Origin of the sequence: Pseudomonas sp. NY15437, from assembly GCF_048068435.1 — a bacterium.
Taxonomy (GTDB): Bacteria; Pseudomonadota; Gammaproteobacteria; order Pseudomonadales; family Pseudomonadaceae; genus Pseudomonas; species Pseudomonas nitroreducens_B.
This window is the reverse complement of record NZ_JBLUQC010000009.1, coordinates 28146-48783: the sequence shown is the minus strand read 5'-3', so window position 1 is coordinate 48783 and position 20638 is coordinate 28146. Positions and strand designations below refer to the sequence as shown.

At 67.8% G+C, this 20638-nt stretch carries 18 protein-coding genes and 1 pseudogene; 8 read left to right on the top strand and 11 right to left on the bottom strand.

Translation table 11 applies throughout. The annotated features are described in order from the left end of the window. The first annotated feature begins 18 nt into the window (after window positions 1–18). Window positions 19–462 carry a MarR family winged helix-turn-helix transcriptional regulator gene (locus tag ACNFIA_RS20110; RefSeq protein ID WP_416788090.1) on the top strand — a complete coding sequence of 148 codons (444 nt, stop codon included), beginning with the start codon at window positions 19–21 and terminating at the stop codon, window positions 460–462. Here the strand turns inward: ACNFIA_RS20110 and ACNFIA_RS20105 are convergent. Beyond that, window positions 459–1100 carry a hypothetical protein gene (locus ACNFIA_RS20105; protein ID WP_416788088.1) on the bottom strand — a complete coding sequence of 214 codons (642 nt, stop codon included), beginning with the start codon at window positions 1098–1100 and terminating at the stop codon, window positions 459–461. The two genes, ACNFIA_RS20110 and ACNFIA_RS20105, sit on opposite strands and share 4 nt — an antisense overlap. Window positions 1101–1444: 344 nt before the next feature. Here ACNFIA_RS20105 and ACNFIA_RS20100 point away from each other — a divergent pair, with 344 nt between their 5' ends. Next, window positions 1445–2047, top strand: a complete 603-nt coding sequence (locus ACNFIA_RS20100) for a LysE family translocator (RefSeq protein WP_416788086.1) — start codon at window positions 1445–1447, stop codon at window positions 2045–2047. A 13-nt stretch (window positions 2048–2060) separates the two neighbouring features. After that, window positions 2061–3260, top strand: a complete 1200-nt coding sequence (locus ACNFIA_RS20095) for a benzoate/H(+) symporter BenE family transporter (RefSeq protein WP_416788084.1) — start codon at window positions 2061–2063, stop codon at window positions 3258–3260. A 325-nt stretch (window positions 3261–3585) separates the two neighbouring features. Here ACNFIA_RS20095 and ACNFIA_RS20090 read toward each other — a convergent pair whose 3' ends face one another. Both ACNFIA_RS20090 and ACNFIA_RS20085 read right to left on the bottom strand, forming a co-directional pair. Next, window positions 3586–4476, bottom strand: coding sequence for a bile acid:sodium symporter family protein (locus ACNFIA_RS20090; protein WP_416788082.1), 891 nt, complete (start codon window positions 4474–4476; stop codon window positions 3586–3588). 328 nt (window positions 4477–4804) lie between these two features. Continuing rightward, window positions 4805–5566, bottom strand: coding sequence for an SDR family oxidoreductase (locus tag ACNFIA_RS20085; protein ID WP_259754066.1), 762 nt, complete (start codon window positions 5564–5566; stop codon window positions 4805–4807). Between the two features lie 237 nt (window positions 5567–5803). On the opposite strand from ACNFIA_RS20085, the gene ACNFIA_RS20080 reads away from it, so the two are divergent. After that, window positions 5804–6808: an NADP-dependent oxidoreductase gene (locus ACNFIA_RS20080; protein ID WP_259754065.1), complete on the top strand. Its 1005-nt coding sequence runs from the start codon at window positions 5804–5806 to the stop codon at window positions 6806–6808. Window positions 6809–7107: 299 nt separating this feature from the next. After that, window positions 7108–8847 (top strand): SulP family inorganic anion transporter, encoded by a 1740-nt coding sequence (locus ACNFIA_RS20075; RefSeq protein WP_416788080.1) that lies wholly within the window; start codon window positions 7108–7110, stop codon window positions 8845–8847. Here the strand turns inward: ACNFIA_RS20075 and ACNFIA_RS20070 are convergent. After that, on the bottom strand, window positions 8815–9678 hold the full coding sequence (locus ACNFIA_RS20070) for a methyl-accepting chemotaxis protein (RefSeq protein ID WP_416788374.1): 864 nt from the start codon (window positions 9676–9678) through the stop codon (window positions 8815–8817). The genes ACNFIA_RS20075 and ACNFIA_RS20070 overlap by 33 nt on opposite strands. Further along, window positions 9673–9804 (bottom strand): annotated as a pseudogene (locus tag ACNFIA_RS20065) (HAMP domain-containing protein); the annotation flags it as partial. The gene ACNFIA_RS20070 and the pseudogene ACNFIA_RS20065, both read right to left, overlap by 6 nt. 1239 nt (window positions 9805–11043) lie before the next feature. Between ACNFIA_RS20065 and ACNFIA_RS20060 the strand changes: the two are divergent. Beyond that, window positions 11044–11418 (top strand): hypothetical protein, encoded by a 375-nt coding sequence (locus ACNFIA_RS20060; RefSeq protein WP_416788077.1) that lies wholly within the window; start codon window positions 11044–11046, stop codon window positions 11416–11418. A gap of 5 nt (window positions 11419–11423) precedes the next feature. Here the strand turns inward: ACNFIA_RS20060 and ACNFIA_RS20055 are convergent, their stop codons facing one another. Beyond that, window positions 11424–12032: a flavin reductase family protein gene (locus tag ACNFIA_RS20055; RefSeq protein WP_259754059.1), complete on the bottom strand. Its 609-nt coding sequence runs from the start codon at window positions 12030–12032 to the stop codon at window positions 11424–11426. A gap of 63 nt (window positions 12033–12095) precedes the next feature. Next, complete coding sequence (locus tag ACNFIA_RS20050) at window positions 12096–12374, bottom strand: hypothetical protein (RefSeq protein ID WP_259754058.1); 279 nt, start codon at window positions 12372–12374, stop codon at window positions 12096–12098. 150 nt (window positions 12375–12524) lie between these two features. Here ACNFIA_RS20050 and ACNFIA_RS20045 point away from each other — a divergent pair, with 150 nt between their 5' ends. After that, complete coding sequence (locus ACNFIA_RS20045; RefSeq protein ID WP_416788075.1) at window positions 12525–12872, top strand: GFA family protein; 348 nt, start codon at window positions 12525–12527, stop codon at window positions 12870–12872. A gap of 121 nt (window positions 12873–12993) precedes the next feature. Here the strand turns inward: ACNFIA_RS20045 and mnmH are convergent, their stop codons facing one another. Together mnmH and selD are read right to left on the bottom strand one after the other, a co-directional pair. Next, complete coding sequence (gene mnmH / locus ACNFIA_RS20040) at window positions 12994–14094, bottom strand: tRNA 2-selenouridine(34) synthase MnmH (RefSeq protein WP_259754054.1); 1101 nt, start codon at window positions 14092–14094, stop codon at window positions 12994–12996. After that, entirely contained in the window at window positions 14094–15128 is a 1035-nt protein-coding gene (gene selD, locus ACNFIA_RS20035; protein ID WP_416788072.1) for a selenide, water dikinase SelD, read from the bottom strand. The genes mnmH and selD overlap by 1 nt, the downstream gene beginning before the upstream one ends. A 108-nt stretch (window positions 15129–15236) precedes the next feature. Between selD and ACNFIA_RS20030 the strand changes: the two genes are divergently transcribed. Then, complete coding sequence (locus tag ACNFIA_RS20030) at window positions 15237–16274, top strand: patatin-like phospholipase family protein (RefSeq protein ID WP_259754051.1); 1038 nt, start codon at window positions 15237–15239, stop codon at window positions 16272–16274. A gap of 845 nt (window positions 16275–17119) precedes the next feature. Here the strand turns inward: ACNFIA_RS20030 and ACNFIA_RS20025 are convergent. Then, window positions 17120–17812 carry a response regulator gene (locus ACNFIA_RS20025; RefSeq protein WP_138216460.1) on the bottom strand — a complete coding sequence of 231 codons (693 nt, stop codon included), beginning with the start codon at window positions 17810–17812 and terminating at the stop codon, window positions 17120–17122. Between the two features lie 40 nt (window positions 17813–17852). After that, on the bottom strand, window positions 17853–20510 hold the full coding sequence (locus ACNFIA_RS20020) for an ATP-binding protein (RefSeq protein ID WP_416788070.1): 2658 nt from the start codon (window positions 20508–20510) through the stop codon (window positions 17853–17855). Window positions 20511–20638: the final 128 nt, after the last annotated feature.

Sequence of the window (20638 nt, the reverse complement as noted above, 5' to 3'; positions counted from 1 at the left end):
CGAGACGGATACGTCAATATGCCTGACCTAACAAAAACAACCCTGCAACTCCAGGCCATGGAAGCCTTCTTCTACAGCTACCGGGCCTTTACCGCGAAACCCGACGAAATGCTGGCACGCCGCGGCCTGAGCCGCGTGCACCACCGCATCCTGTTCTTCATCGCGCGCAACCCGGGGCTCTCCGTCAGCCAGTTGCTGGCCGCGCTGGGCGTGACCAAGCAGGCGCTGAACGTGCCGCTGCGCCAGTTGCTCGAGCGTGACCTGATCCGCAGCGAAGCCTGCGACAACGACAAGCGTCGGCGCCTGCTGGAGCTGACAGCCGAAGGCGGCAAGCTGGAAAAGGCCCTGCGCCAGGAGCAGGGCCGCCTGCTGCAACGCGCCTTCGACGAGGCCGGGGAAGACGCGGTGCGCGGCTGGTTGGCCGTCAATCAGGCCATCGCCCACTCGCAGGACGAGGGCTAGCGGGCGGAGTCGTCCAGCTCGCGCGCCGCGCGCAGGAACATCAACGCCAGCGGCAGGAGGCTGGCCATCGCCAGGGCGGTGCCGGGCAGGAACAGCACGACGCTGATCAGGCACACGCCGGAGGCCACTTCCAGCCAGCCCATGACCTTCACCGACGGGTACGGCAACTCGATCTTCAGCAGACGGATGCCGTACCACAGGGTGACAACGCCAGTGGGCACGAACAGCCCCATGAAGCCCATCAGCGCGCCGTTGAATTCGCCGCTCAGCTGCTCGTCGAAGATCAGGCTGTACACCTGCATCACCAGCGCGACGGCAATCGACAGGCCAACCGGCCAGGCCAGCCCACGGGCATTGAAGCGGTCTTCGAGAAAGCGCCGGGTGCGCCAGAGCAGGAAGCAGCCGAGCACCGTGCTGAGCACCCCGACCCAGAGTTCGTAGCGTTGCCACGTGCCGGACGCCTGCAGGGCGGTCGCGAAGGACAGGGCGAACAGCACCAGGTTGCACAGCAGCAGCGCCAGGCTCAGCCAGGCGAGCAGGCGCAGCTGGCCCGCACGCCAACGCCCGCCGAGGAACGCGCCGGGAACGCTCTGATCCACCAGCTCGACCTTGGGAGCGGCATAGGGGTTCTGGTCCATGGTGGCGATCTTCCATCAGTTGTACGGCTTCCACGCACCATACCGGCGCACTGCCGCGCATGCCACTGTCGCTCGCACTGTACGGGCCGTTCGGCGACTGGCTGTTATGGGACAGGCCGGAAGCTGGGGGATTAGGCTGGTCCTACTTAAGACTCTGCCTGGGGTGCCCCTCTCCCCCCGCCCTCTCCCTGAAGGGAGAGGGCGCTTCCGTGCCGACTGACGCTTTGGCTTCAGCCTGCACCGCACGGTCCCCTCTCCCTTCAGGGAGAGGGTTAGGGAGAGGGAAAACCCTGGCACAAAGCTCCAGAAAAAGTAGTCCCCCAAAACAAGACCGGTACCCCGCCATGCCCCTCGAACTCCTCGGCGCCTTCGTGCTGTTCGCCTTCGTCACCTCCATCACCCCCGGCCCCAATAACATGATGCTGCTGGCCTCGGGCGTGAACTTCGGCGTGCGCCGCACCCTGCCCCACATGCTCGGCATCAGCATCGGCTTCCTGCTGCTGGTGGTCGCCGTGGGCCTGGGCCTGCATCAGTTGTTCGAGCGCGTGCCGGCCACCTACATCGCGCTGCGCTACGCTGGCGGCGCGTATCTGCTGTACCTGGCCTGGAAGATCGCCCGCTCCGGCGCCCCCGAGGCGAGGGGCGAAAACAGCGCCAGGCCCATGACCTTCCTCCAGGCCGCCGCCTTCCAGTGGGTCAACCCCAAGGCCTGGGTGATGGCCGTGGGCGCCATCGCCACCTACCTGCCGGCCAACAGCTGGATCGGCAACGTGGTGCTGATCGCCACCCTGTTCGCCGTGGTCAACCTGCCCAGTGTGGGCGTCTGGACGGTGCTCGGCAGCCTGCTGCGGCGCTGGCTGGAAGACCCGCTGCGGCTGCGCCTGTTCAACGTCGGCATGGCGGCGCTGCTGGTCGCTTCGCTCTACCCTCTGTTCACCCGCACCTGATGGAAATACGTGCATGACTGACACCACTCCCGCCACCGCGCCGCTGCGCCCGCTGGCCGACTCCTCCCCCGCCGCCATCGTCGCCGGGTTCGTCGCCATGCTCACCGGCTACACCAGCTCGCTGGTGCTGATGTTCCAGGCCGGCCAGGCAGCCGGGCTTTCCACCGCGCAGATTTCCTCGTGGATCTGGGCGCTGTCCATCGGCATGGCCCTGACCACCATCGGCCTGACCCTGCGCTACCGCACGCCCATCGTCATCGCCTGGTCCACCCCCGGCGCGGCGCTGCTGATCAGCAGCCTGCCCGGCGTGCCCTACGGCGAAGCCATCGGCGCGTTCATCGTCTGCGCGGGCCTGATCACCCTCTGCGGCCTCACCGGCAGCTTCGACCGCCTGATGCGCCAGGTACCCGGCGCGCTGGCCTCGGCGCTGCTGGCCGGCGTGCTGTTCCGGATCTGCATCGAGATCTGCAACGCCGCGCAGCAGCAGACGGCGCTGGTGGTGGCCATGTTCGTCAGCTACCTCGTCGCCAAGCGCCTGTCGCCGCGCTACGCGGTATTCGCCGCGCTGCTGGTGGGCGTTGCCCTGGCCGGCGTCCTCGGCCTGCTCAACTTCAGCCACTTCCAGCTGGAAATCGCCCGCCCGGTGTGGACCACGCCGAGCTTCTCCCTGGCCGCCACCATCAGCATCGCCATCCCGCTGTTCATCGTCGCCATGGCTTCGCAGAACATGCCCGGCCTCGCCGTGCTGCGCGCCGACGGCTACCAGGTGCCCGCCTCGCCGCTGATCTCCACCACCGGCATCGCCTCGCTGCTGCTGGCGCCGTTCGGCTCCCACGGCATCAACCTGGCGGCCATCAGCGCGGCTATCTGCACCGGCCCGGAAGCCCATGAAAACCCGCACAAGCGCTACACCGCCGCGCTCTGGTGCGGGCTGTTCTACGGCATCGCCGGCATCTTCGGCGCCACGCTCGCGGCACTGTTCGCCGCGTTGCCCAAGGCGCTGGTGCTGTCCATCGCCGCGCTGGCGCTGCTCGGCTCGATCACCAACGGCCTGACCAACGCCATGGCCGACGCGCGCCAGCGCGAAGCGGCGATGGTCACCTTCCTCGTCACCGCCTCGGGCTTTACCTTGTTCTCCGTGGGCTCGGCCTTCTGGGGCCTGGTAGCCGGCCTGCTGACCCAACTGGTGCTCAACTGGCGCCGCGCTGGTTGAGCGTGCCCCGCTGAACGCCGGCCCAGCCGGCGGGTCGCGGGCGTGGCCGCTCCTACAGGTGGATTCACCTAACCGTGTAGGAGCGGACCTTGTCCGCGACATTCAGGCGGTATTCGCCGCTGCCGAAGGTAAATCCGAACGGCGCCGGACGCCGGCCCGGCCGGCGGATCGCGGGCGTGGCCCGCTCCTACAGGTGGAACACCGCGCGGTGTAGGAGCGGACCTTGTCCGCGAATTCCCCGGCGGCGGATTCCATGCTCAGCGAAAGCAGCGCCCCTGAGCGCGATCAAGCGCAGTGCCGGTGCCTGCGCCGGTTGGCCTGAAGGTCAGGCCGTCGCCTGCTCCGGCGCGGTCTTGGCCACGCCGCGGCTGACCCACCAGCCGAAGAGGCCGGCGGTGAAGAACATCAGCACGCCATAGATGGCCGCGGGGATCGCCATGGTCTGGTTGTTCAGCAACATCGGGCTGAGCGCCAGGGCGATGGCGAGGGTGCCGTTGTGGATACCGATCTCCATGCCGATGGCGATCGATTGCGGCTTGGAAAGTCTCAGCAGGCGCGGGACCCAGTAGCCCACGGCCAGGCTCAGCAGGTTGAAGCACAGCGCCGCCGCGCCGACGATGGGCGCGTAGGTGAGGAAGGTCTGCCAGTCCTTGGTCACGGCCACGCCGATGATCACCGCCAGCAGCAGCGCGGAAAGAATCTTCACCGGCTTCTGCAACACCGCGGCCACGGCGGGCAACAGGCGCCGCACGAGCATGCCGATGGCCACGGGGCCGAGGACGATGATGAACACCTGCACCACCTTGCCGAACTGCAGCGGGATGGTCTGGCCGTCGTTCATGAAGTACAGCAGCGACAGGTTGACGATCAGCGGCATGGTGAGGATGGCGATCACCGAGTTCACCGCGGTGAGCGTGATGTTCAGCGCCACGTCGCCGTGGGCCAGGTGGCTGTAGAGGTTGGCGGTGGTGCCGCCGGGGGACGCGGCCAGCAGCATCATGCCCACGGCCAGCGCCGCTTCCAGGGCAAAGCCCAGGGTGATGAGGAAGCATGCCAGGGGCAGCAGGATGATCTGGCAGACCAGGCCGATCAGCACAGGCTTGGGATAGCGCACCACGCGGGCGAAGTCGGCGAGGGTCAGGGACAGGCCGAGGCCCAGCATGATGATGCCCAGAGCGATGGGCATGAAGAGCGTCAGCAAGGGACCGTTGGTCATTGTCATTATTCTCCAACCGGGGTGGGCCGATTGTTTCGGCCTCTTGGGCGCTTGTAACTGGCCTTGCGGGCCAAAACCACGTCATCCTGTAACAAAATGCGAAAGTCTGTAGCGAACCGGGCGGGATCGTGAGGCGAGCGAGCCACCTTTTGTAGGTCCGAGGGGGACGCCTAGTCCTTGCTCGCGAACCGCCCAGCGCGGATGCGGCCGGAAACTGCGTTCTTCCTGTAGCAGCGAGCGCGCCATGCGCGCGATCGCGGGCATGGCCCGCTCCTACAGGTGGATTAGTACGAGGGCTTACCTTCCCCCTGCGCCATTATTCCTTCGATCAGATCGCCGTGGCGCCGCCATCCACCGGCAGGGCGATGCCGGTGGTGAAGCCGGCGTTGTCGCTGCACAGGTAGAGCACGGCGGAGGCGATCTCCTCGACGCGGCCGACGCGGCCCACCGGGTGCATGGCGGCGGCGAACTCGGCCTTCTTCGGGTCGGCCTCGTAGGCACGGCGGAACATGTCGGTGTCGATGACCGCCGGGCACACGGCGTTGATGCGGATTTTCTTCTTCGCGTACTCGATGGCGGCGGACTTGGTCAGGCCGATCACCGCGTGCTTGGAGGCGGCGTAGATGCTCATCTTCGGCGCGGCGCCCAGGCCGGCAACCGAGGCGGTGTTGACGATGGCGCCACCGCCTTGCGCCAGCATCACCGGAATCTGGTGCTTCATGCACAGCCAGACGCCCTTCACGTTCACGCCGATGATGGCGTCGAACTCGCTTTCCTCGCCGTCGGCCAGCTTGCCCTTCTCGATCTCGATGCCGGCGTTGTTGAAGGCGTAGTCCAGGCGACCGTAGGCGGCCACGGTGCCCTCCACCAGCGCCTTGACCTCGGCGTCGCGGGTCACGTCGCAGCGGATGAAGGTGGCCTCGCCGCCCGCCGCGCGGATCAGCTCGACGGTGGCTTCGCCGCCCTTGGCATCGACGTCGGAAACCACGACCTTCACGCCCTGCTGGGCGAAGGCCTGGGCGGTGGCGCGGCCGATGCCGTTGGCGGCGCCGGTGACCAGGGCAACCTGGCCGGAAAGCAGCTGACTCATGTGTGTTCCTCGAAGGCGTGGGCAAGGGAAAAGGGATAACCGTGGCAGTCTAGCCAGCGCGCTGCGGGCGCGAAGCACTATCAGGCGGCGCGACGTCGCTGCATCCATGCCGATGATGATTACGGCGAAGGAGGATCACTGACGCCGATGGGCGGACATTCCTCCGGCGGACGGAGCTTGCCGCGACGCCCCGCGCGGACTATCACCTAGGCTTTCCCACTGACAGAGTTCACTGCCATGTCCGCCCAGATCAATCGCCAGTTCCAGCTCGCCCAGCGCCCGGTCGGCGCCGCCACCCGCGACACCTTCGCCTATGTGGAAACCCCGGTCGGCGAGCCCGGCCCGGGGCAGATCCTGGTGAAGAACCTGTACCTGTCGCTGGACCCGGCCATGCGCGGCTGGATGAACGACGCCAAGTCCTACATCGCCCCGGTGGCCATCGGCGACGTGATGCGCGCGCTGGGCGTCGGCAAGGTGATCGCCTCGCAACACCCGGACTTCAAGGTCGGCGACGAAGTGAACGGCGCCCTGGGCGTGCAGGATTACTTCCTCGGCGAGCCCAAGGGCTTCTACAAGGTCGACAGCCAGCGCGCGCCGCTGCCGCTGTACCTCTCCGCGCTGGGCATGACCGGCATGACCGCCTACTTCGGCTTCCTCGACGTCGGCCTGCCCCAGGCCGGTGACACCGTGGTGGTCTCCGGCGCCGCCGGCGCGGTGGGCAGCGTGGTCGGGCAGATCGCCAAGATCAAGGGCTGCCGCGTGGTCGGCATCGCCGGCGGCGCCGACAAGTGCCGCTACCTGGTAGAGGAGCTGGGCTTCGATGGCGCCATCGACTACAAGGCCGAGGACGTGCCCGCCGGCCTCAAGCGCGAGTGCCCTAAGGGCGTCAATGTGTTCTTCGACAACGTCGGCGGCGACATCCTCGACGCGGTACTGGGCCGCCTGGCGCCCAAGGCGCGGGTGGTGATCTGCGGTGCGATCAGCCAGTACAACAACAAGGAGGCCGTGCGCGGCCCGGCCAACTACCTGTCGCTGCTGGTCAACCGCGCGCGCATGGAAGGCATGGTGGTGATGGATTACGCCCACCGCTTCCAGGAAGGCTTCAAGGACATGGCGACCTGGATCGCCGAAGGCAAGCTGAAGTCGAAGGAAGACATCGTCGAAGGCCTGGAAACCTTCCCCGAAACCCTGGCCAAGCTGTTCAGCGGCGAGAACTTCGGCAAGCTGGTGCTGAAGGTCTGACGATCGCTGCCGTTGCCGGCATCTTCCGTAGGAGCGGACTCCGTCCGCGATGGCTTCCGGCGCGATGCGGACGGATCGCGGACGAAGTCCGTTCCTACGCTTGGCCCCAGTTCCTGTAGGAGCGAGCTTGCTCGCGAACCGGCCCAGCTCCGCCCCCGTCGGGAGGCACATTCGCGAGCAAGCTCGCTCCCACAGGGCACCTTCCCCACTTCCCTGCTCTAACTCGATGATTTCCGACAAGCCCTGTTGAGTCTTTCCGGCTAGGATTTCCCTTGGTCGATTCCAAGGAAGATCCCTCGATGTTGCTCGCCCGTTGGCTGCCCGGCCTGAACAGCCTGCTGCATTACCGTTCCGACTGGCTGCCGCGCGATATCCAGGCCGGTCTGTCGGTGGCCGCGGTGCAGATTCCCACTGCCATCGCCTATTCGCAGATCATCGGCTTCCCGCCCCAGGTCGGGCTCTACGCCTGCATCCTGCCGATGCTGATCTACGCCATCGTCGGCAGCTCCCGGCAACTGATGGTCGGCCCGGACGCCGCCACCGCCGCCATGGTCGCGGCGGCCATCACGCCCTTGGCCGCCGGCAACCCGGAGCGCCTGCTGCAATTGTCGATGATCGTCGCGGTGATGGTCGGCGCGTTGTCCATCGCCGCCGGTTTCGCCCGCGCCGGCTTCGTTGCCAGCTTCCTCTCGCGGCCGACGCTGGTGGGGTATCTCAACGGCATCGGCCTGAGCCTGATCGCCGGCCAGCTGGGCAAGATCCTCGGCTACCACAGCGAGACCAGCGGCTTCGTCCGTGGCTTGATCGCCCTGGTGCGCAACCTGGCCGACACGCACCTGCCAACCCTGGCGCTGGGCATCGGCACGCTGGCGCTGATGATCCTGCTGCCACGGCGCTACCCGAAGATACCCGGCGCGCTGGTGGGCGTGCTGTTCGCCTCGCTGGTCGCCGCGCTGTTCAGCCTCGACCAGTACGGCATCAAGCTGCTCGGCGAAGTGCCGCAGGGCCTGCCGCACCTGAGCTGGCCGAAGACCAGCGTCGAGGAGCTGGGCAGCCTGTTCCGCGATGCCATGGGCATTACCATCGTCAGCTTCTGCAGTGCCATGCTCACCGCCCGCAGCTTCGCCGCCCGCCATGGCTACAGCGTCGACGCCAACCACGAGTTCATGGCGCTGGGCATGGCCAACATCGGTGCGGGGATTTCCCAGGGCTTCGTCATCAGCGGCGCCGACTCGCGCACGGCGGTGAACGACATGGTCGGCGGCGAGAGCCAGATGGTCGGGGTGGTGGCTGCGCTGGTGATCGGCCTGGTCCTGCTGCTGTTCAGCAAGCCGCTGGGCTGGGTGCCGATGCCGGCGCTGGGCGCGGTGCTGCTGATGGCCGGCTGGGGCCTGATCGACTTCCGCGCGCTGCGCGGCTTCTGGGCCCTGAGCCGGTTCGAGTTCGGCCTGTGCGTGCTGACCACGGTCGGCGTGCTCAGCGTCGGCGTGCTGCCGGGCATCTTCGTCGCTATCATGCTCGCCCTGCTGCGCCTGCTCTACCTCACCTATCGCCCGCACGACGCGGTCATGGGCTGGGTGCACGGCATCGACGGCCAGGTGGAAGTCGAGCAATACCCCACTGCACGCACCCTGCCGGGGCTGGTGATCTACCGCTTCGACGCGCCGATCCTGTTCTTCAATGCCGACTACTTCAAGCAGCGTCTGCTCGACGTGGTGGCGCAGGCGCCGAACGCGCGGGCGGTGCTGCTCAATGCCGAGGGCATCCTCAACCTGGACATCAGCGGCCTGACCACGCTGCGCGAAGTGCAGCAGACGCTCGACGCCCAGGGTGTGCACCTGTCCCTGGCGCGGGTCACCGGCGAAACCCTGGCAATGCTCAGGCGCTCCGGCGCGCTGGGCGAGGTGAAACCGCCGCTGGTGTTCAGCTCGGTGCGCGCCGGGGTCAAAGCCTACCGGCGCTGGCACAGACAGGGCAAGCGCAAGCTGGCCGTCAACGCTCCGCCATCAGAGGCGGAACTGCCCGACCAGCCCCTGTAGTTCGCGGCTGAGCTGCGCCAGCTCGACGCTGGACGACGCGGTGGACTCCATGGCCTGTGCCGACTCGTCGGCGATGCCCCGGATGCTGCTGACGCTGCGGCTGATCTCTTCGGCCACGGCGCTCTGCTGCTCCGACGCGGCGGCGATCTGCTGGTTCATCTGGTGGATCACCGCCACCGCCGAGGCAATGGTGCCGAGCGCGGCCTCGGTCTGCACCGCGTCGCCCACGGTCATCTCCACCAGCGCGTGACTGCGCTGCATGCGCTGCACCGAGGTGCTGGCGCCGCTCTGCAGGGCGGCGATCAGCGTCTCGATCTCGGCGGTGGACTGCTGGGTACGGCGCGCCAGCGCGCGCACCTCGTCCGCCACCACGGCAAAGCCCCTGCCCTGCTCGCCGGCCCGCGCGGCCTCGATGGCGGCGTTGAGCGCCAGCAGGTTGGTCTGCTCGGCGACGTTCTTGATCACGTCCAGCACGCTGCCGATGCTCTGGCTCTCGCGGCCGAGCTGCTCGATGCTGTCGGTGGCCGCGCGCACCGCGTCGGCCAGTTGCTCGATCCGGCCGAGGGTCTGGCGCACCACGTCCTGGCCGCTGGCGACCTTGCCGTCGGCCTGCTCGGCGGAGCTGGCGGCCTCCTCGGCGTTGCGCGCCACGTCGTGGACGGTGGCGGCCATCTGGTTCATCGCCGTGGCGACCTGGTCGGTCTCGGCCTTCTGGCTGTTCACCCCGTGCTGGGTGCGCTCGGTGACGCTGGACAGCGCCTGCGCCGAGGCGGTGATCTGCCCGACCCCGTCGCGCAGGCGGCTGACGATGCCGCGCAGGCTGTCGGCCATGCTGCCCACCGCGCCCATCAACTGGCCCACTTCGTCCTTGCGCTGCACCTCGATGCTCACGCTCAGGTCGCCTTCGGCGATGCGGCTGGCCATGCCGATCACCTGGCGCAGCGGGCGCACGATCATCCAGGTGATCAGCAGCGACGCCAGTGCGCCCACCAGCAGCGCCAGCGCGGCCGAACCGATGATCGACAGAGTGTTGGTGCGCAGATGGCCCTGCATCGCCGCACGCTGGGCGGCATAGGCATCGTCGACCTGCTGCATGACCTGGGCGGCGCGCTCGTTCATCTGCGCGTGGACCTGTTTTTCCTGCTGCAGGCTGGCGGTGTATTCGTCGAGTTTCTCGACGAAGGCGTTGATGTTGGTGATGACGTCCTTGAGCACCGAGACGTAGGTCGGGTCGGTGATGGTTTCCTGCAGCTTGGCGGACAGCTCCAGCGCCTCGGCGGCGGACTTGATGCGGCCGCCCTCGGCCTTCTCCTCGCTGCCGGCCTCCAGGCGCGAGCGCGCTTCGTTCAGGCCCTGCAGCACCAGGCGGTAGAGCTGGCTGACCTGGGCGGCCTGCTGCAGCAGTTCCTCACCCTTCTGGCCCTGGGAGTCCTTGAGTTCATAGGCGCCGTCATCGGCCAGGCTGGATTGCAGGATGTCCAGGCTGTTCGAGGCGCCGTTCACCGACCAGGTGGCAGCGTCCAGCGACAGGCGACGGCTCTTGCTGGATTGCTCGAAGCGGGCGAAGGCGGCGAGGTAGTCGGCCACGCCCTGCTCCACCCGCGCCATCGCCGCGGCCTGGTCGGGCTCGGCCTTGAGCCGCGCGACGGCGTCGTTGAGCGCGCCGGCGTGCTCGCGCAGGCGCTTGGCAGAGGCGTCGCTGGCGTCGATCACGAAGTCCTTCTCGCTCTGGCGCATCTCCAGCAACTCGCGGTTGATGGTCGACATGTCGCCGAGCAGGTCGAAGCGCTGGGAAATCGCCCGCAGCGAGGTGACACCGATCACCGCCACCAGGGCGGTCAGCAACAGCACCAGGCCGAACCCGATGGCCAGTTTCTTCGCCGTTCCCATATCGGCCAGACGACGCTGCACGAAGGCAACCATGGCATCTCCCCCCATCCGCAATGGCGTTGCAGGAAATCCTCGAAGGTCTCCTGATCGTTATCGCTGCTTTTGCGCGGAACATTAGGAGCGCCGATCGCCGGTTGGATAGAGGGCAAGGCGGTGATGGCACGGTGATGCTGCGCAGAGATACGCCGAGGTCGTATCCAGAACACTGATCAGAAGTTTCCAGCGCAACCAAGGACGCTGCCGACAGAATCATCACGTTCTCAACGGGCAGATTCCTGCACCTCTTCTCTCGCCGGAGGTGCACGGATGGGTGCGCGCTATCGACTGATCCTGCAGCGTCCGCTCAATGGCCTGGCGCCGAGCCTGGCGCTGCCGGAGCTGTACCGCGAGCAGCGGCTCATCGACCCGCTGCTGAGCTGGCGCGAGCTGCCGCCGATCCGCCATTTCGTCTGTGCGCTGGACTGCGACGAGCCCACCGGCGAGCGGCTCGATTGCTGGCACGACGCGGAAACCGGGCGGCGGCTGGTGCATGCCATTCTCGGCCTGATCCACAGCGACGCCCTGGCGTTCGGCAACCGCCAGGCGCTGCTGCTGGAACTCTACGACTTCAGCGAACGCATGGAGCGCGCCCGCTTCGGCGACAACCGCTGGCACCTGGGCCTGGAGCTGGCGTTCGACTGACGGGATTACTTCGGGCGGATCATGCTGAAGGTGTCGCGGGTGTAGCTGTACTGGGTGCCGCCCAGGCGACCGACCAGGTCCAGCTTTGCCGGGTCGACGTGGCGAGCGTCCTGCATCACCGCGTCGTCGATATGCGCCAGCAGCACGCGGGCGAAGATCAGCATGCTGGCGGGGTTGTCCGCCGGGTACGGCATGATTTCCGCCAACTGGCATTCGAAGGCCACCGGTGCGCCGGCCACGCGCGGCGGCGCCACGCGCTCGCTGGGCAGGGTGGCGATGCCGGCGTGCTCGATCTCGCTGACGCCGCGGGGCAGCCAGGCGGCGGTGGCGTTCATCTGCTCGGCCTGGGCAGCGCTGACCAGCTGGATAACCAGCTCGCCGGTCTCGCGCACGTTGTGCAGGGTGTCCTTGAGGCTGCCGTCCTCGCGCACGCTGGTGTTGACCAGCAGGGTCGGCGGCGAGTCGCTGACGACCTGGAAGAAGCTGAACGGCGCGAGGTTGCTGGTGCCGTCCGCCGACAGCGTGGTGACCCAGGCGATCGGGCGCGGCGTGACGGTGGATGCCAGCCAGCGGTAGGCCTCGGCCTTGGGCAGTTGGGTGAAGTCGAGTTGCATGGGCTGATCCGGACAGAACGGTGGGAAGACCCGGGCCGCCTGCGCGGCCCGGCGCTGCGCGGCTCAGCGGCCGGCGCGGGATTCCTTGATGTAGAAGCGCGCGCGGCTGGCCTTGTCGGCGCAGCCATCGTACGCCTCGACCTGCTGTTGGGTCTTGGCCGTGGTGAGCAGGCCGAGGGCCTTGGAATAGCTGACGGTCCCGGCGAAGCCTTCGGCCTTGGCCAGGTCCAGCTCGTGCCAGGCGGCGTTCAGCTCGTTGGCGCAGCTGTCGCGGTTCACGGTCTTGCCCGAGCAACCGGCAACGGCCAGCAGCATGGCGATGATCAGGGGAATACGCGGCATGACGAAACTCCTGCAGGTGATAAGGGCAAATCCAGCTTAGAACGCGGCGCAGAGGCCTGCGCGACGGCGCGGCAGTATGCCACCGGACGAATGGCATTTCAGCGACTACTACACTGTTTGCCCACGGGACACCCCGAGAAGGAGAAGGTCATGGAGCACCAGGGCAGCTGCCATTGCGGGCAGATCGCGTTCGAAGTGGAAGGGGACGTCGGCGACGTCGTGTCATGCAACTGCTCGATCTGCCGGCGCAAGGGCTCGCTGCTGTGGTTCGTGCCGCGCGGCAAGCTGAAGCTGACCACTCCTGAGAGTGCGATGAGCACCTATACGTTCAACACCCACCGCATCGAACACCGCTTCTGCCCCACCTGCGGCTGCGCGCCGCTGGCCTACGCCAACGCACCGGACGGCACGCCGATGGCGGCGATCAACGTGCGCTGCCTGCCGGGAGTGGACCTGGCCGGCCTGACGGTGAAGGAGTACGACGGCAAGAGCGTGTAAGCCCCTTGAATCCACTGCCGGCTGGAAACCATCGCGGACGGAGTCCGCTCCTACGCGCCGGCATGACCTTGGGTAGGAGCGGACTCCGTCCGCGATTGGCCCGCCGCCACGGCGGACTCGATCACCGCTCCGCGCGAAAGCGCAGGTACTCCACCACCTCGTCCTGGGTACCGCGGAACTCCACGCGCTCGCCCTTGCTTTCGCGCTGGAAGGCGTACATCGGGTCGTAGTACTCGCCCAGCAGGCCCTCGATCCAGCCGCGGTGCAGATCCACCGCGCCGCTGCGCTTCTGCTCGTCCAGGGCCGCATCCATGATCGCCGCCAGGCGCTGGTAGCGCTCCCCGCCCAGGCGCTTGACGATGCCGGACAGACTCTTGCGCAGGTACGTGGCAAAGGCGTCGAAGCCGCCCTCTTCGCCCACCACCTGCACATGGTCGGCGCACAGGTTCACCACGTAGTCCTTGAGGATGCGCTCCACGCGCTGCTCGAAGCTGTCTTCCAGCCACACCAGCGGGTAGTGCTGCATGCCCTGGTACAGCTCCAGCGGCACCGAGCAACTGCCGACGATGCGGCCCTCGTCCTCCAGCACGAACTGCTCCATGCCGGCATGGCGCTTCTTCAGGATATCGATGGCCAGGCGGTTCTCGAAATCGATCTGCGCCGGCTGCGGCGTGGCGCGGCGGCCGAAGGCGGAGCCGCGATGGTTGGCGTGGCCTTCCAGGTCCAGGCTGTTGGAAAGCTGGGCGATGACCTCGGTCTTGCCGGTGCCGGTCAGGCCCCCCACCAGCACGAACTGGCACTCCTCGACGGCGGCGCGGGTGGTGTCGAAGAGGAAGCCACGCATCGCCTTGTAGCCGCCGACCACGCGGGGGTACTCGATGCCGGCCTCGCTCTTGAGCCACTGCTGGGTGATCTGCGAACGCAGCCCGCCGCGGAAGCAGTACAGGTAGCCCTCCGGGTTGGCCCTGGCGAAGTTCGCCCAGGCCTCGATGCGTGCGGCCTTGAGCTTGCCCATGACCAGCTCGTGGCCCAGGGCGATGGCCGCCTGCTGGCCGTTCTGCTTGTAGCAGGTGCCGACCTTCTGCCGCTCGATGTCGTTCATCAGCGGCAGGTTGGTCACATGGGGGAATGCGCCCTTGTGGAATTCGACCGGGGCGCGCACGTCCATCATCTTCACGTCGCCGAGGAACAGCTCGCGGTAGTGGCGGGTGTTGTCGCGCATCACATCACCTCGACCGCGCGACTCTGTCGCTCGACCAGTTCGCCGATGGGCGCCAGGTCCATCCCCAGTTCCTTGGCCGTGGCGAGGAACTGCGCCTCGCCCGCGGGCTCCACCGCCACCAGCAGGCCGCCGCTGGTCTGCGGATCACACAGCAGCAGCTTGTGCAATTCGGGCAGCGGCGCGATGCGCTCGCCGTAGCTGTCGAAGTTGCGCAGGGTACCGCCCGGCACGCAGCCGGCTTCCAGGTAGTACTCGACGCTGCCCAGGCGCGGCACGGCGTCGTAGCGGATGCGCGCGGTCAGCCCGCTGCCATCGGCCATTTCCACCAGGTGGCCGAGCAGGCCGAAGCCGGTGACATCGGTCATCGCCTTCACCCCGTCGAGCTTGCCGAAGCGCGCGCCGGGCTTGTTCAGGGTGCACATCCAGTCGCGGGCGACGCCCACGTCTTCGGCGCGCAGCTTGGCCTTCTTCTCTGCTGTGGTGAGGATGCCGATGCCCAGCGGCTTGGTCAGGTACAGCTTGCAGCCGACGGTGGCGGTGTCGTTGCGCTTCATGAAGCGCTTCTCCACCAACCCGGTGACCGCCAGGCCGAAGATCGGCTCGGGGGCGTCGATGGAGTGCCCGCCGGCAAGCGGAATGCCGGCTTCGTCGCAGACCTTGCGGCCGCCGGCGATCACCTCGCGGGCGATTTCCGGCGCCAGCACGTTCACCGGCCAGCCGAGGATGGCGATGGCCATCAGCGGGTCGCCGCCCATGGCGTAGATGTCGCTGATGGCGTTGGTGGCGGCAATACGGCCGAAGTCGAAGGGATCGTCGACGATCGGCATGAAGAAATCGGTGGTGGACACCACGCCACGCTCGGCGTCGATTTCATAGACCGCTGCGTCATCGCGCGAGGCGTTGCCGACCCACAGCCTGGGGTCGAGATTCTGCGCACCGCTGCCGGCGAGGATCACCTCCAGGACCTTGGGGGAAATCTTGCAGCCACAGCCGGCACCATGGCTGTACTGGGTCAGGCGGATCGGTTCGCTCATCGGGAGGCTCCGGGCAGGGAAATCAAACGGCGATTCTAGCAAAGCCCGGCTTGGCGCGACCGCTTCCCCCGGCGTATCGTCGCAGGGTTCGTCACGCGGAGTTGCCCCATGTCAAAACAGATCGCGCTGGTACTCGGTTCCGGCGGCGCGCGCGGTTATGCGCATATCGGAGTGATCGAGGAGATCGAACGGCGCGGCTATGAAGTGGTGTGCATCGCCGGCTGCTCCATGGGCGCGGTGATCGGCGGCATCTACGCCGCCGGCAAGCTGGGCGAATACCGCGACTGGGTGGAGAGCCTGGACTACCTCGACGTGCTGCGCCTGCTCGACGTCAGCTTCCGCCTCGGCGCCATCCGGGGCGAACGGGTATTCGGCAAGATCCACGAAATTCTCGGCGAGATCGACATCGAGCAGCTGCCGATCCCCTACACCGCCGTGGCCACCGACCTGACCAACCAGCAGGAGATCTGGTTCCAGGAAGGCTGCCTGCACCAGGCCATGCGCGCCTCGGCGGCGATCCCCAGCCTGTTCACCCCGGTCATGCAGGGCACCCGCATGCTGGTGGATGGCGGCCTGCTCAACCCGCTGCCGATCGTTCCGGTAGTCTCGACCCACGCCGACCTGATCGTCGCGGTCAACCTCAACGCCACCAACCAGCGCCAGTATTCCCTGCCGGTGATCGAGCGCCCGGCGGCGCTCAAGGGCCGTTTCGATTCGGTGATCTCGGGGTTGTCGAACAAGCTGAGCTTCTTCCGCCGCGGCGAAGTCGAGCCGCCACCCGAGTTGATCGCCGACGCCCTGCTCCACCCAATGCCGGCTGCGTCGGAGGAGCCCGCCGAACCGGAAATGCAGCAACCCGCCGCCGCCCCGCTGGCCAAGGGCTCGCCGCGCTCGGCCACCGGCAGCCAGGTGATCGACAGCAGCAGCCCGGCCTCGCTGCTGGAGCTGGTGAACCAGAGCTTCGAGGTGATGCAGACGTCGCTGGCGCAGTACAAGATCGCCGGCTACCCGCCCGACATCCTGATCAACGTGCCCAAGCGCGTGTGTCGCTTCTTCGAGTTCTACAAGGCCCCGGAGCTCATCGCCCTCGGCCGGCAGATCGCCAGCGATACGCTGGATCGGTATGAGGCGGAAAATCCGTACTGAATGAGCTGGCCCCGGGTGCGCGCGATGCGCGCAATCGCGGGCATGGCCCGCTCCTACAGGGGAACAGCAGTGCCATGCGGTTCGCGAGCTAGAACCAGGCATCCCCTCGATCCTACAAAGAGCGTGCGGGGTCCCGCCCGTAGGAGCGGACCTTGTCCGCGAAATCCATCGCGGCGGACATAGCAGTTGCCGGGCTATTCCGTCGAACATCGCCTGCCGGCGATTCGCGGAGAAGCTCCGCTCCTACAAGAGCGTTCGCATCGATCTGGCTTGGGCTCTTGAGGATTCCAGAGAAACATCCGCGCACTCCGAACGGCCCCGTTCAGAAGGCCGAGTGGAAGCGGAGTTTCAGGGGTTGAGCGACATGGATGTCGCGAGAGCGCTGTCGGGCCAGGGATGGCCCGTCAGCGCGTGCCCCTGAAACTTCGCTTCAAGGAGGGTATTTTTCGCCTAAGCGAAAAACCGGATGTCCGGGGCAAGACCTTTGCCTACTTTGGGTGGGGCGGCCATCCGTCGTTTGCCAAAGTAGGTCGCCCGAGGGGGCGAAACGGGGAATCCGCGCGCACGCCGGTGCGGCGCAGAAACACCCAAAGCACAAGCAAGGGCATCGCGTAGAAGCTCCGCTCCTACGAGATCAAAAGCCCCTCACCCTAACCCTCTCCCGCAAGCGGGAGAGGGAACCGTCCAGCACAAAGCGGAACCACGCAGCCAGCCTGCACGACCATCCCGCTAAACAGGGCCTGTCGCCAGTTTCGTAGGGCGCATAACGCGCCAGCGTTATCCGCCGCGGTGGTATCGGCGGATAACCCGTTCCGGGTGATGCGCCCTCCGTGCTGCTCAAAAGGTCAGCCCTCGCGCAAGCGATAACCAACCCCCGCCTCGGTGACGATGAACCGCGGCGTCGCCGGATCGTCCGCGAGCTTCTGCCGCAGATGCCCGACCACCACCCGCAGGTAGTGGGTGTCCTCGGTATGCGTCGGCCCCCAGATGTCCTTGAGCAATTGCTGCTGGGTGACCACCCGGCCGACATGCCGCGCGAGGGTCGAGAGCACCGCGTATTCCTTGCGCGTCAGCGAGACTTCCTCGCCGTCGAGCAGCACGCGGCGGTAGGAGAAATCCACGCTGAGCGGCCCCACCGCGACCACCGCCTCCTGCGTCTCGCCACTGGCGCCCTGGCGCAGCAACACACGGATGCGCGCGAGGAACTCCTGGATGCCGAAAGGCTTGGTCACGTAGTCGTTGGCGCCGCTGTCCAGCGCCAGCACCTTCTCGCTCTCGCTGGCGCGCACCGAGAGCACCAGCACCGGCACCTGCGACCACTCGCGCAGTTCGCGCAGCACGTCCTGGCCGTCCTTGTCCGGCAGGCCGAGGTCGAGCACCACCAGGTCCGGGCGGCCCAGCGCCGCCTGGGCCAGGCCCTCTTCGCCGGTGCCGGCTTCGAGCACCTTGTAGCCGCCGGCGCTGAGGCTGATGCGGAGGAACTTGCGGATCTGCGGTTCGTCGTCGACGACCAGAATGGTGGCGGCGCTGGCGTTCATCGGCAGTACGGGCTGGCTGGGGGCGTCCAGCTTGAGCCTTTCAGACAGCGGCATCAAGCTGCTCCAGGTCCGGCTGCTGCTGAAGCGGCAAGTGCAGCACGAGGGTCGTGCCGCGGCCGTCGATGCCGTCCTCCACGGTGATCCGCCCGCCATGGGCGCCGACCATGCCCTGGCAGATCGCCAGGCCCAGGCCGGTGCCCTGCCCGCCCCGGTCGCCGCGGGCGGCGGTGTAGAACATGTCGAAGATCTTCTCGCGCTCAGCCGGCGGAATGCCGGGGCCTTCATCGCTGACCGAGAAACGCAGCTCGCCCTCGCCCGACTCCACCGCTATCCGCAGGCGACCTTGCGGCGGCGAGAAGCGCGCGGCGTTTTCCAGCACGTTGACCAGCGCCTGTTCGATCAGCGCGGCATGCACGTAGAGCAGCGGCAGATCCGGCGGCACGCGGGTTTCCACGCGATACGGAGCGACCACCGCGCGCAGGCGGTTGAGCGCGCTACCGACGATGTCGCCCGGCGCTACCCAGTCGCGGGACAACTTCAGGCCGCCGTGGCCGAGGCGGGTCATGTCCAGCAGGTTCTGGATGTAGCGATCCAGGCGCTCGGCTTCGTCGCGGGTGCTTTCCAGCAATTCGCGGCGATCCGGTGGCGGAATCGCGTCGCCCAGGGCCAGCAGGCTGTCGATGGCGCCGCGCATGGAGGTCAGCGGCGTGCGCAGGTCGTGGCTGACCGACGCCAGCAGCGCGCTGCGCAGTTGTTCGGTTTCGCCGTGCAGGCGCGCGGCCTCCAGGTCTTCGGCCAGGCGCGCACGGGCCAGGGCTTGCGCCAGCGGCTGGCCGAGGGCGGCGAGCAGGCGACGCCGCGAACCCGGCAGCGGCTGGCCGTCGCGCGGGCTGACGCCGAGCAAGGCCAGCGGGCCGTCCTCGCCGGACAGTGGCCACCACCACCAGCGGCCGCCGGGCAGCGTACCGGTGCCCAGGCCGGCGGGCTGGTCGTGCTGCCAGGCCCAGTCGGCGGCGGCGCGCTCCTGGTCCTCCAGCGCACGATCCAGGCCGCCCTCCACCTTCCACTCGCCATGCACGCGGCCGAGCAGGCAGATATCCAGCCCGTCCCAACCGCCCAGTTGCTGCGCCGCGGCGGCCATCACCGCCTGGCGATCGGTGGCGGCGGTGAGCTTGCGCGAGAGGTCGAGCATCTGGCTGGTTTCTTCCTGCGTCTCGCGCAGCGCCTGCAACTGCCGGCGCTGGCGGGCGGCCAGGTTACCGGTGAGGCCGGCCATGAGCAGGAAGAACAGCAGGGTCAGCACGTCCTCTTCGCGCTGGATGGAGAAGGAGAAGTGCGGCGGGATGAACAGGAAGTCGTAGGCCAGGAACGACACCACCGCGCAGGCCAGCGCCGGGCCGAGGCTGCTGCGCACCGCCACCAGCAGCACGGCGGCGAGGAACACCAGGGAGATGTTCGGCAGCTCCAGCACGCTGGCCACGGCCCAGGCCAGGGCACTGGCGCCGGCGGCGGCCAGCACGGCGAGCAGGTAGTTGCCCCAGGGCCAGGGCGTTGGCGGTCGCGAGGTCGGCGGCGCAAGGTCGGCGTCGCTGTCGAGCACGCTGATTTCCAGCCCGTCGCCCAGGCGCAGCAGGCGCGCCGCGAGGCCGCCGCCGAACAGCCGGCGATGCCAGCGTTGCCGCGAACGGCCCACCAGCAGCAGCGTGGCGCGGCGCTCCTTGGCGTGTTCGACCAGGGTGCGCGCGACTTCGCCGCCGCGCAGTTCCACCACGTCGCCGCCCAGGCGCTCGGCCAGTTGCTGGGCGTTCTGCAACTGCATGCGCGACTCCTCGCTGCGCGCATCGCCGGTGTCCACATGCACCAGCGACCAGGGCAGGTGCCGGCGCTCGGCCACACGGCTGGCGTGGCGCACCAGACGCTCGGCGTTGGGTTCGCCGTCCACGCCGACCAGCAGCCGCCCGCGCACGGCGGGGGCCTCGCCGCCCTGCTGGCGGTAGCGGTGGGCAAGGTCGGCATCCACCCGCGCGGCGGCGGTCTGCATGGCCAGCTCGCGCAGCGCGGTCAGGTTGGTCTGGCTGAAGAAGGCGTCGATGGCGGCACGGGCCTGCTCGGGCACGTAGACCTTGCCCTCGCGCAGGCGCTCCAGCAGCTCGCGCGGCGGCAGGTCGACCAGCAGCAGCTCGTAAGCCTCCTGCAGCACCCAGTCGGGCACGGTTTCACGCACCTGTACGCCGGTGATGTCGCGCACCTGGTCGTTGAGGCTTTCCAGATGCTGCACATTGACCGTGGTGTAGACGTCGATGCCGGCCGAGAGCAGTTCCTGGATGTCCTGCCAGCGCTTGGCGTGGCGGCTGCCGGGGGCGTTGCTGTGGGCGAGCTCATCCACCAGCGCGAGCGTCGGCGGGTCGCCCAGCAGGCCGTCGAGGTCCATTTCCTCCAGGGTGATGCCGCGGTAGACCGAGCGCTTGAGCGCCTGCTGCGGCAAGCCGGCGAGCAGCGATTCGGTCTCGGCGCGGCCGTGAGTCTCGACGATGCCGACGCGCAACTTCACGCCCTGGCGCAGTTGGCTCTGGGCGGCCAGCAGCATGGCGTAGGTCTTGCCGACCCCCGGGGCGGCGCCGAGGAACACCTTGAGACGGCCACGGCCCATGGGGGGCAGGTCGGCCAGCAGGGCGTCGGCGCGGTTGGGGTCGGTCATGGGGTTATCCTCGGGGCGCGTTGGGCGCTCGTTTCAATGAGGGAGCGAGTTCACGAAAACCCTCTCCCCAACCCGCCCCCTGAAGGGAGCGGGAGCCGTCCTCTGCCCCTGGACGGCCCGACGTTTTT

Bases quoted from the DNA above. Each gene is read 5' to 3' on its own strand.
- ACNFIA_RS20110 (WP_416788090.1), top strand. From the start codon at position 19: ATGCCTGACCTAACAAAAACAACCCTGCAACTCCAGGCCATGGAAGCC.
- ACNFIA_RS20105 (WP_416788088.1), bottom strand. From the start codon at position 1,100: ATGGACCAGAACCCCTATGCCGCTCCCAAGGTCGAGCTGGTGGATCAG.
- ACNFIA_RS20100 (WP_416788086.1), top strand. From the start codon at position 1,445: ATGCCCCTCGAACTCCTCGGCGCCTTCGTGCTGTTCGCCTTCGTCACC.
- ACNFIA_RS20095 (WP_416788084.1), top strand. From the start codon at position 2,061: ATGACTGACACCACTCCCGCCACCGCGCCGCTGCGCCCGCTGGCCGAC.
- ACNFIA_RS20090 (WP_416788082.1), bottom strand. From the start codon at position 4,476: ATGACCAACGGTCCCTTGCTGACGCTCTTCATGCCCATCGCTCTGGGC.
- ACNFIA_RS20085 (WP_259754066.1), bottom strand. From the start codon at position 5,566: ATGAGTCAGCTGCTTTCCGGCCAGGTTGCCCTGGTCACCGGCGCCGCC.
- ACNFIA_RS20080 (WP_259754065.1), top strand. From the start codon at position 5,804: ATGTCCGCCCAGATCAATCGCCAGTTCCAGCTCGCCCAGCGCCCGGTC.
- ACNFIA_RS20075 (WP_416788080.1), top strand. From the start codon at position 7,108: ATGTTGCTCGCCCGTTGGCTGCCCGGCCTGAACAGCCTGCTGCATTAC.
- ACNFIA_RS20070 (WP_416788374.1), bottom strand. From the start codon at position 9,678: ATGGCCGACAGCCTGCGCGGCATCGTCAGCCGCCTGCGCGACGGGGTC.
- ACNFIA_RS20060 (WP_416788077.1), top strand. From the start codon at position 11,044: ATGGGTGCGCGCTATCGACTGATCCTGCAGCGTCCGCTCAATGGCCTG.
- ACNFIA_RS20055 (WP_259754059.1), bottom strand. From the start codon at position 12,032: ATGCAACTCGACTTCACCCAACTGCCCAAGGCCGAGGCCTACCGCTGG.
- ACNFIA_RS20050 (WP_259754058.1), bottom strand. From the start codon at position 12,374: ATGCCGCGTATTCCCCTGATCATCGCCATGCTGCTGGCCGTTGCCGGT.
- ACNFIA_RS20045 (WP_416788075.1), top strand. From the start codon at position 12,525: ATGGAGCACCAGGGCAGCTGCCATTGCGGGCAGATCGCGTTCGAAGTG.
- mnmH (WP_259754054.1), bottom strand. From the start codon at position 14,094: ATGCGCGACAACACCCGCCACTACCGCGAGCTGTTCCTCGGCGACGTG.
- selD (WP_416788072.1), bottom strand. From the start codon at position 15,128: ATGAGCGAACCGATCCGCCTGACCCAGTACAGCCATGGTGCCGGCTGT.
- ACNFIA_RS20030 (WP_259754051.1), top strand. From the start codon at position 15,237: ATGTCAAAACAGATCGCGCTGGTACTCGGTTCCGGCGGCGCGCGCGGT.
- ACNFIA_RS20025 (WP_138216460.1), bottom strand. From the start codon at position 17,812: ATGAACGCCAGCGCCGCCACCATTCTGGTCGTCGACGACGAACCGCAG.
- ACNFIA_RS20020 (WP_416788070.1), bottom strand. From the start codon at position 20,510: ATGACCGACCCCAACCGCGCCGACGCCCTGCTGGCCGACCTGCCCCCC.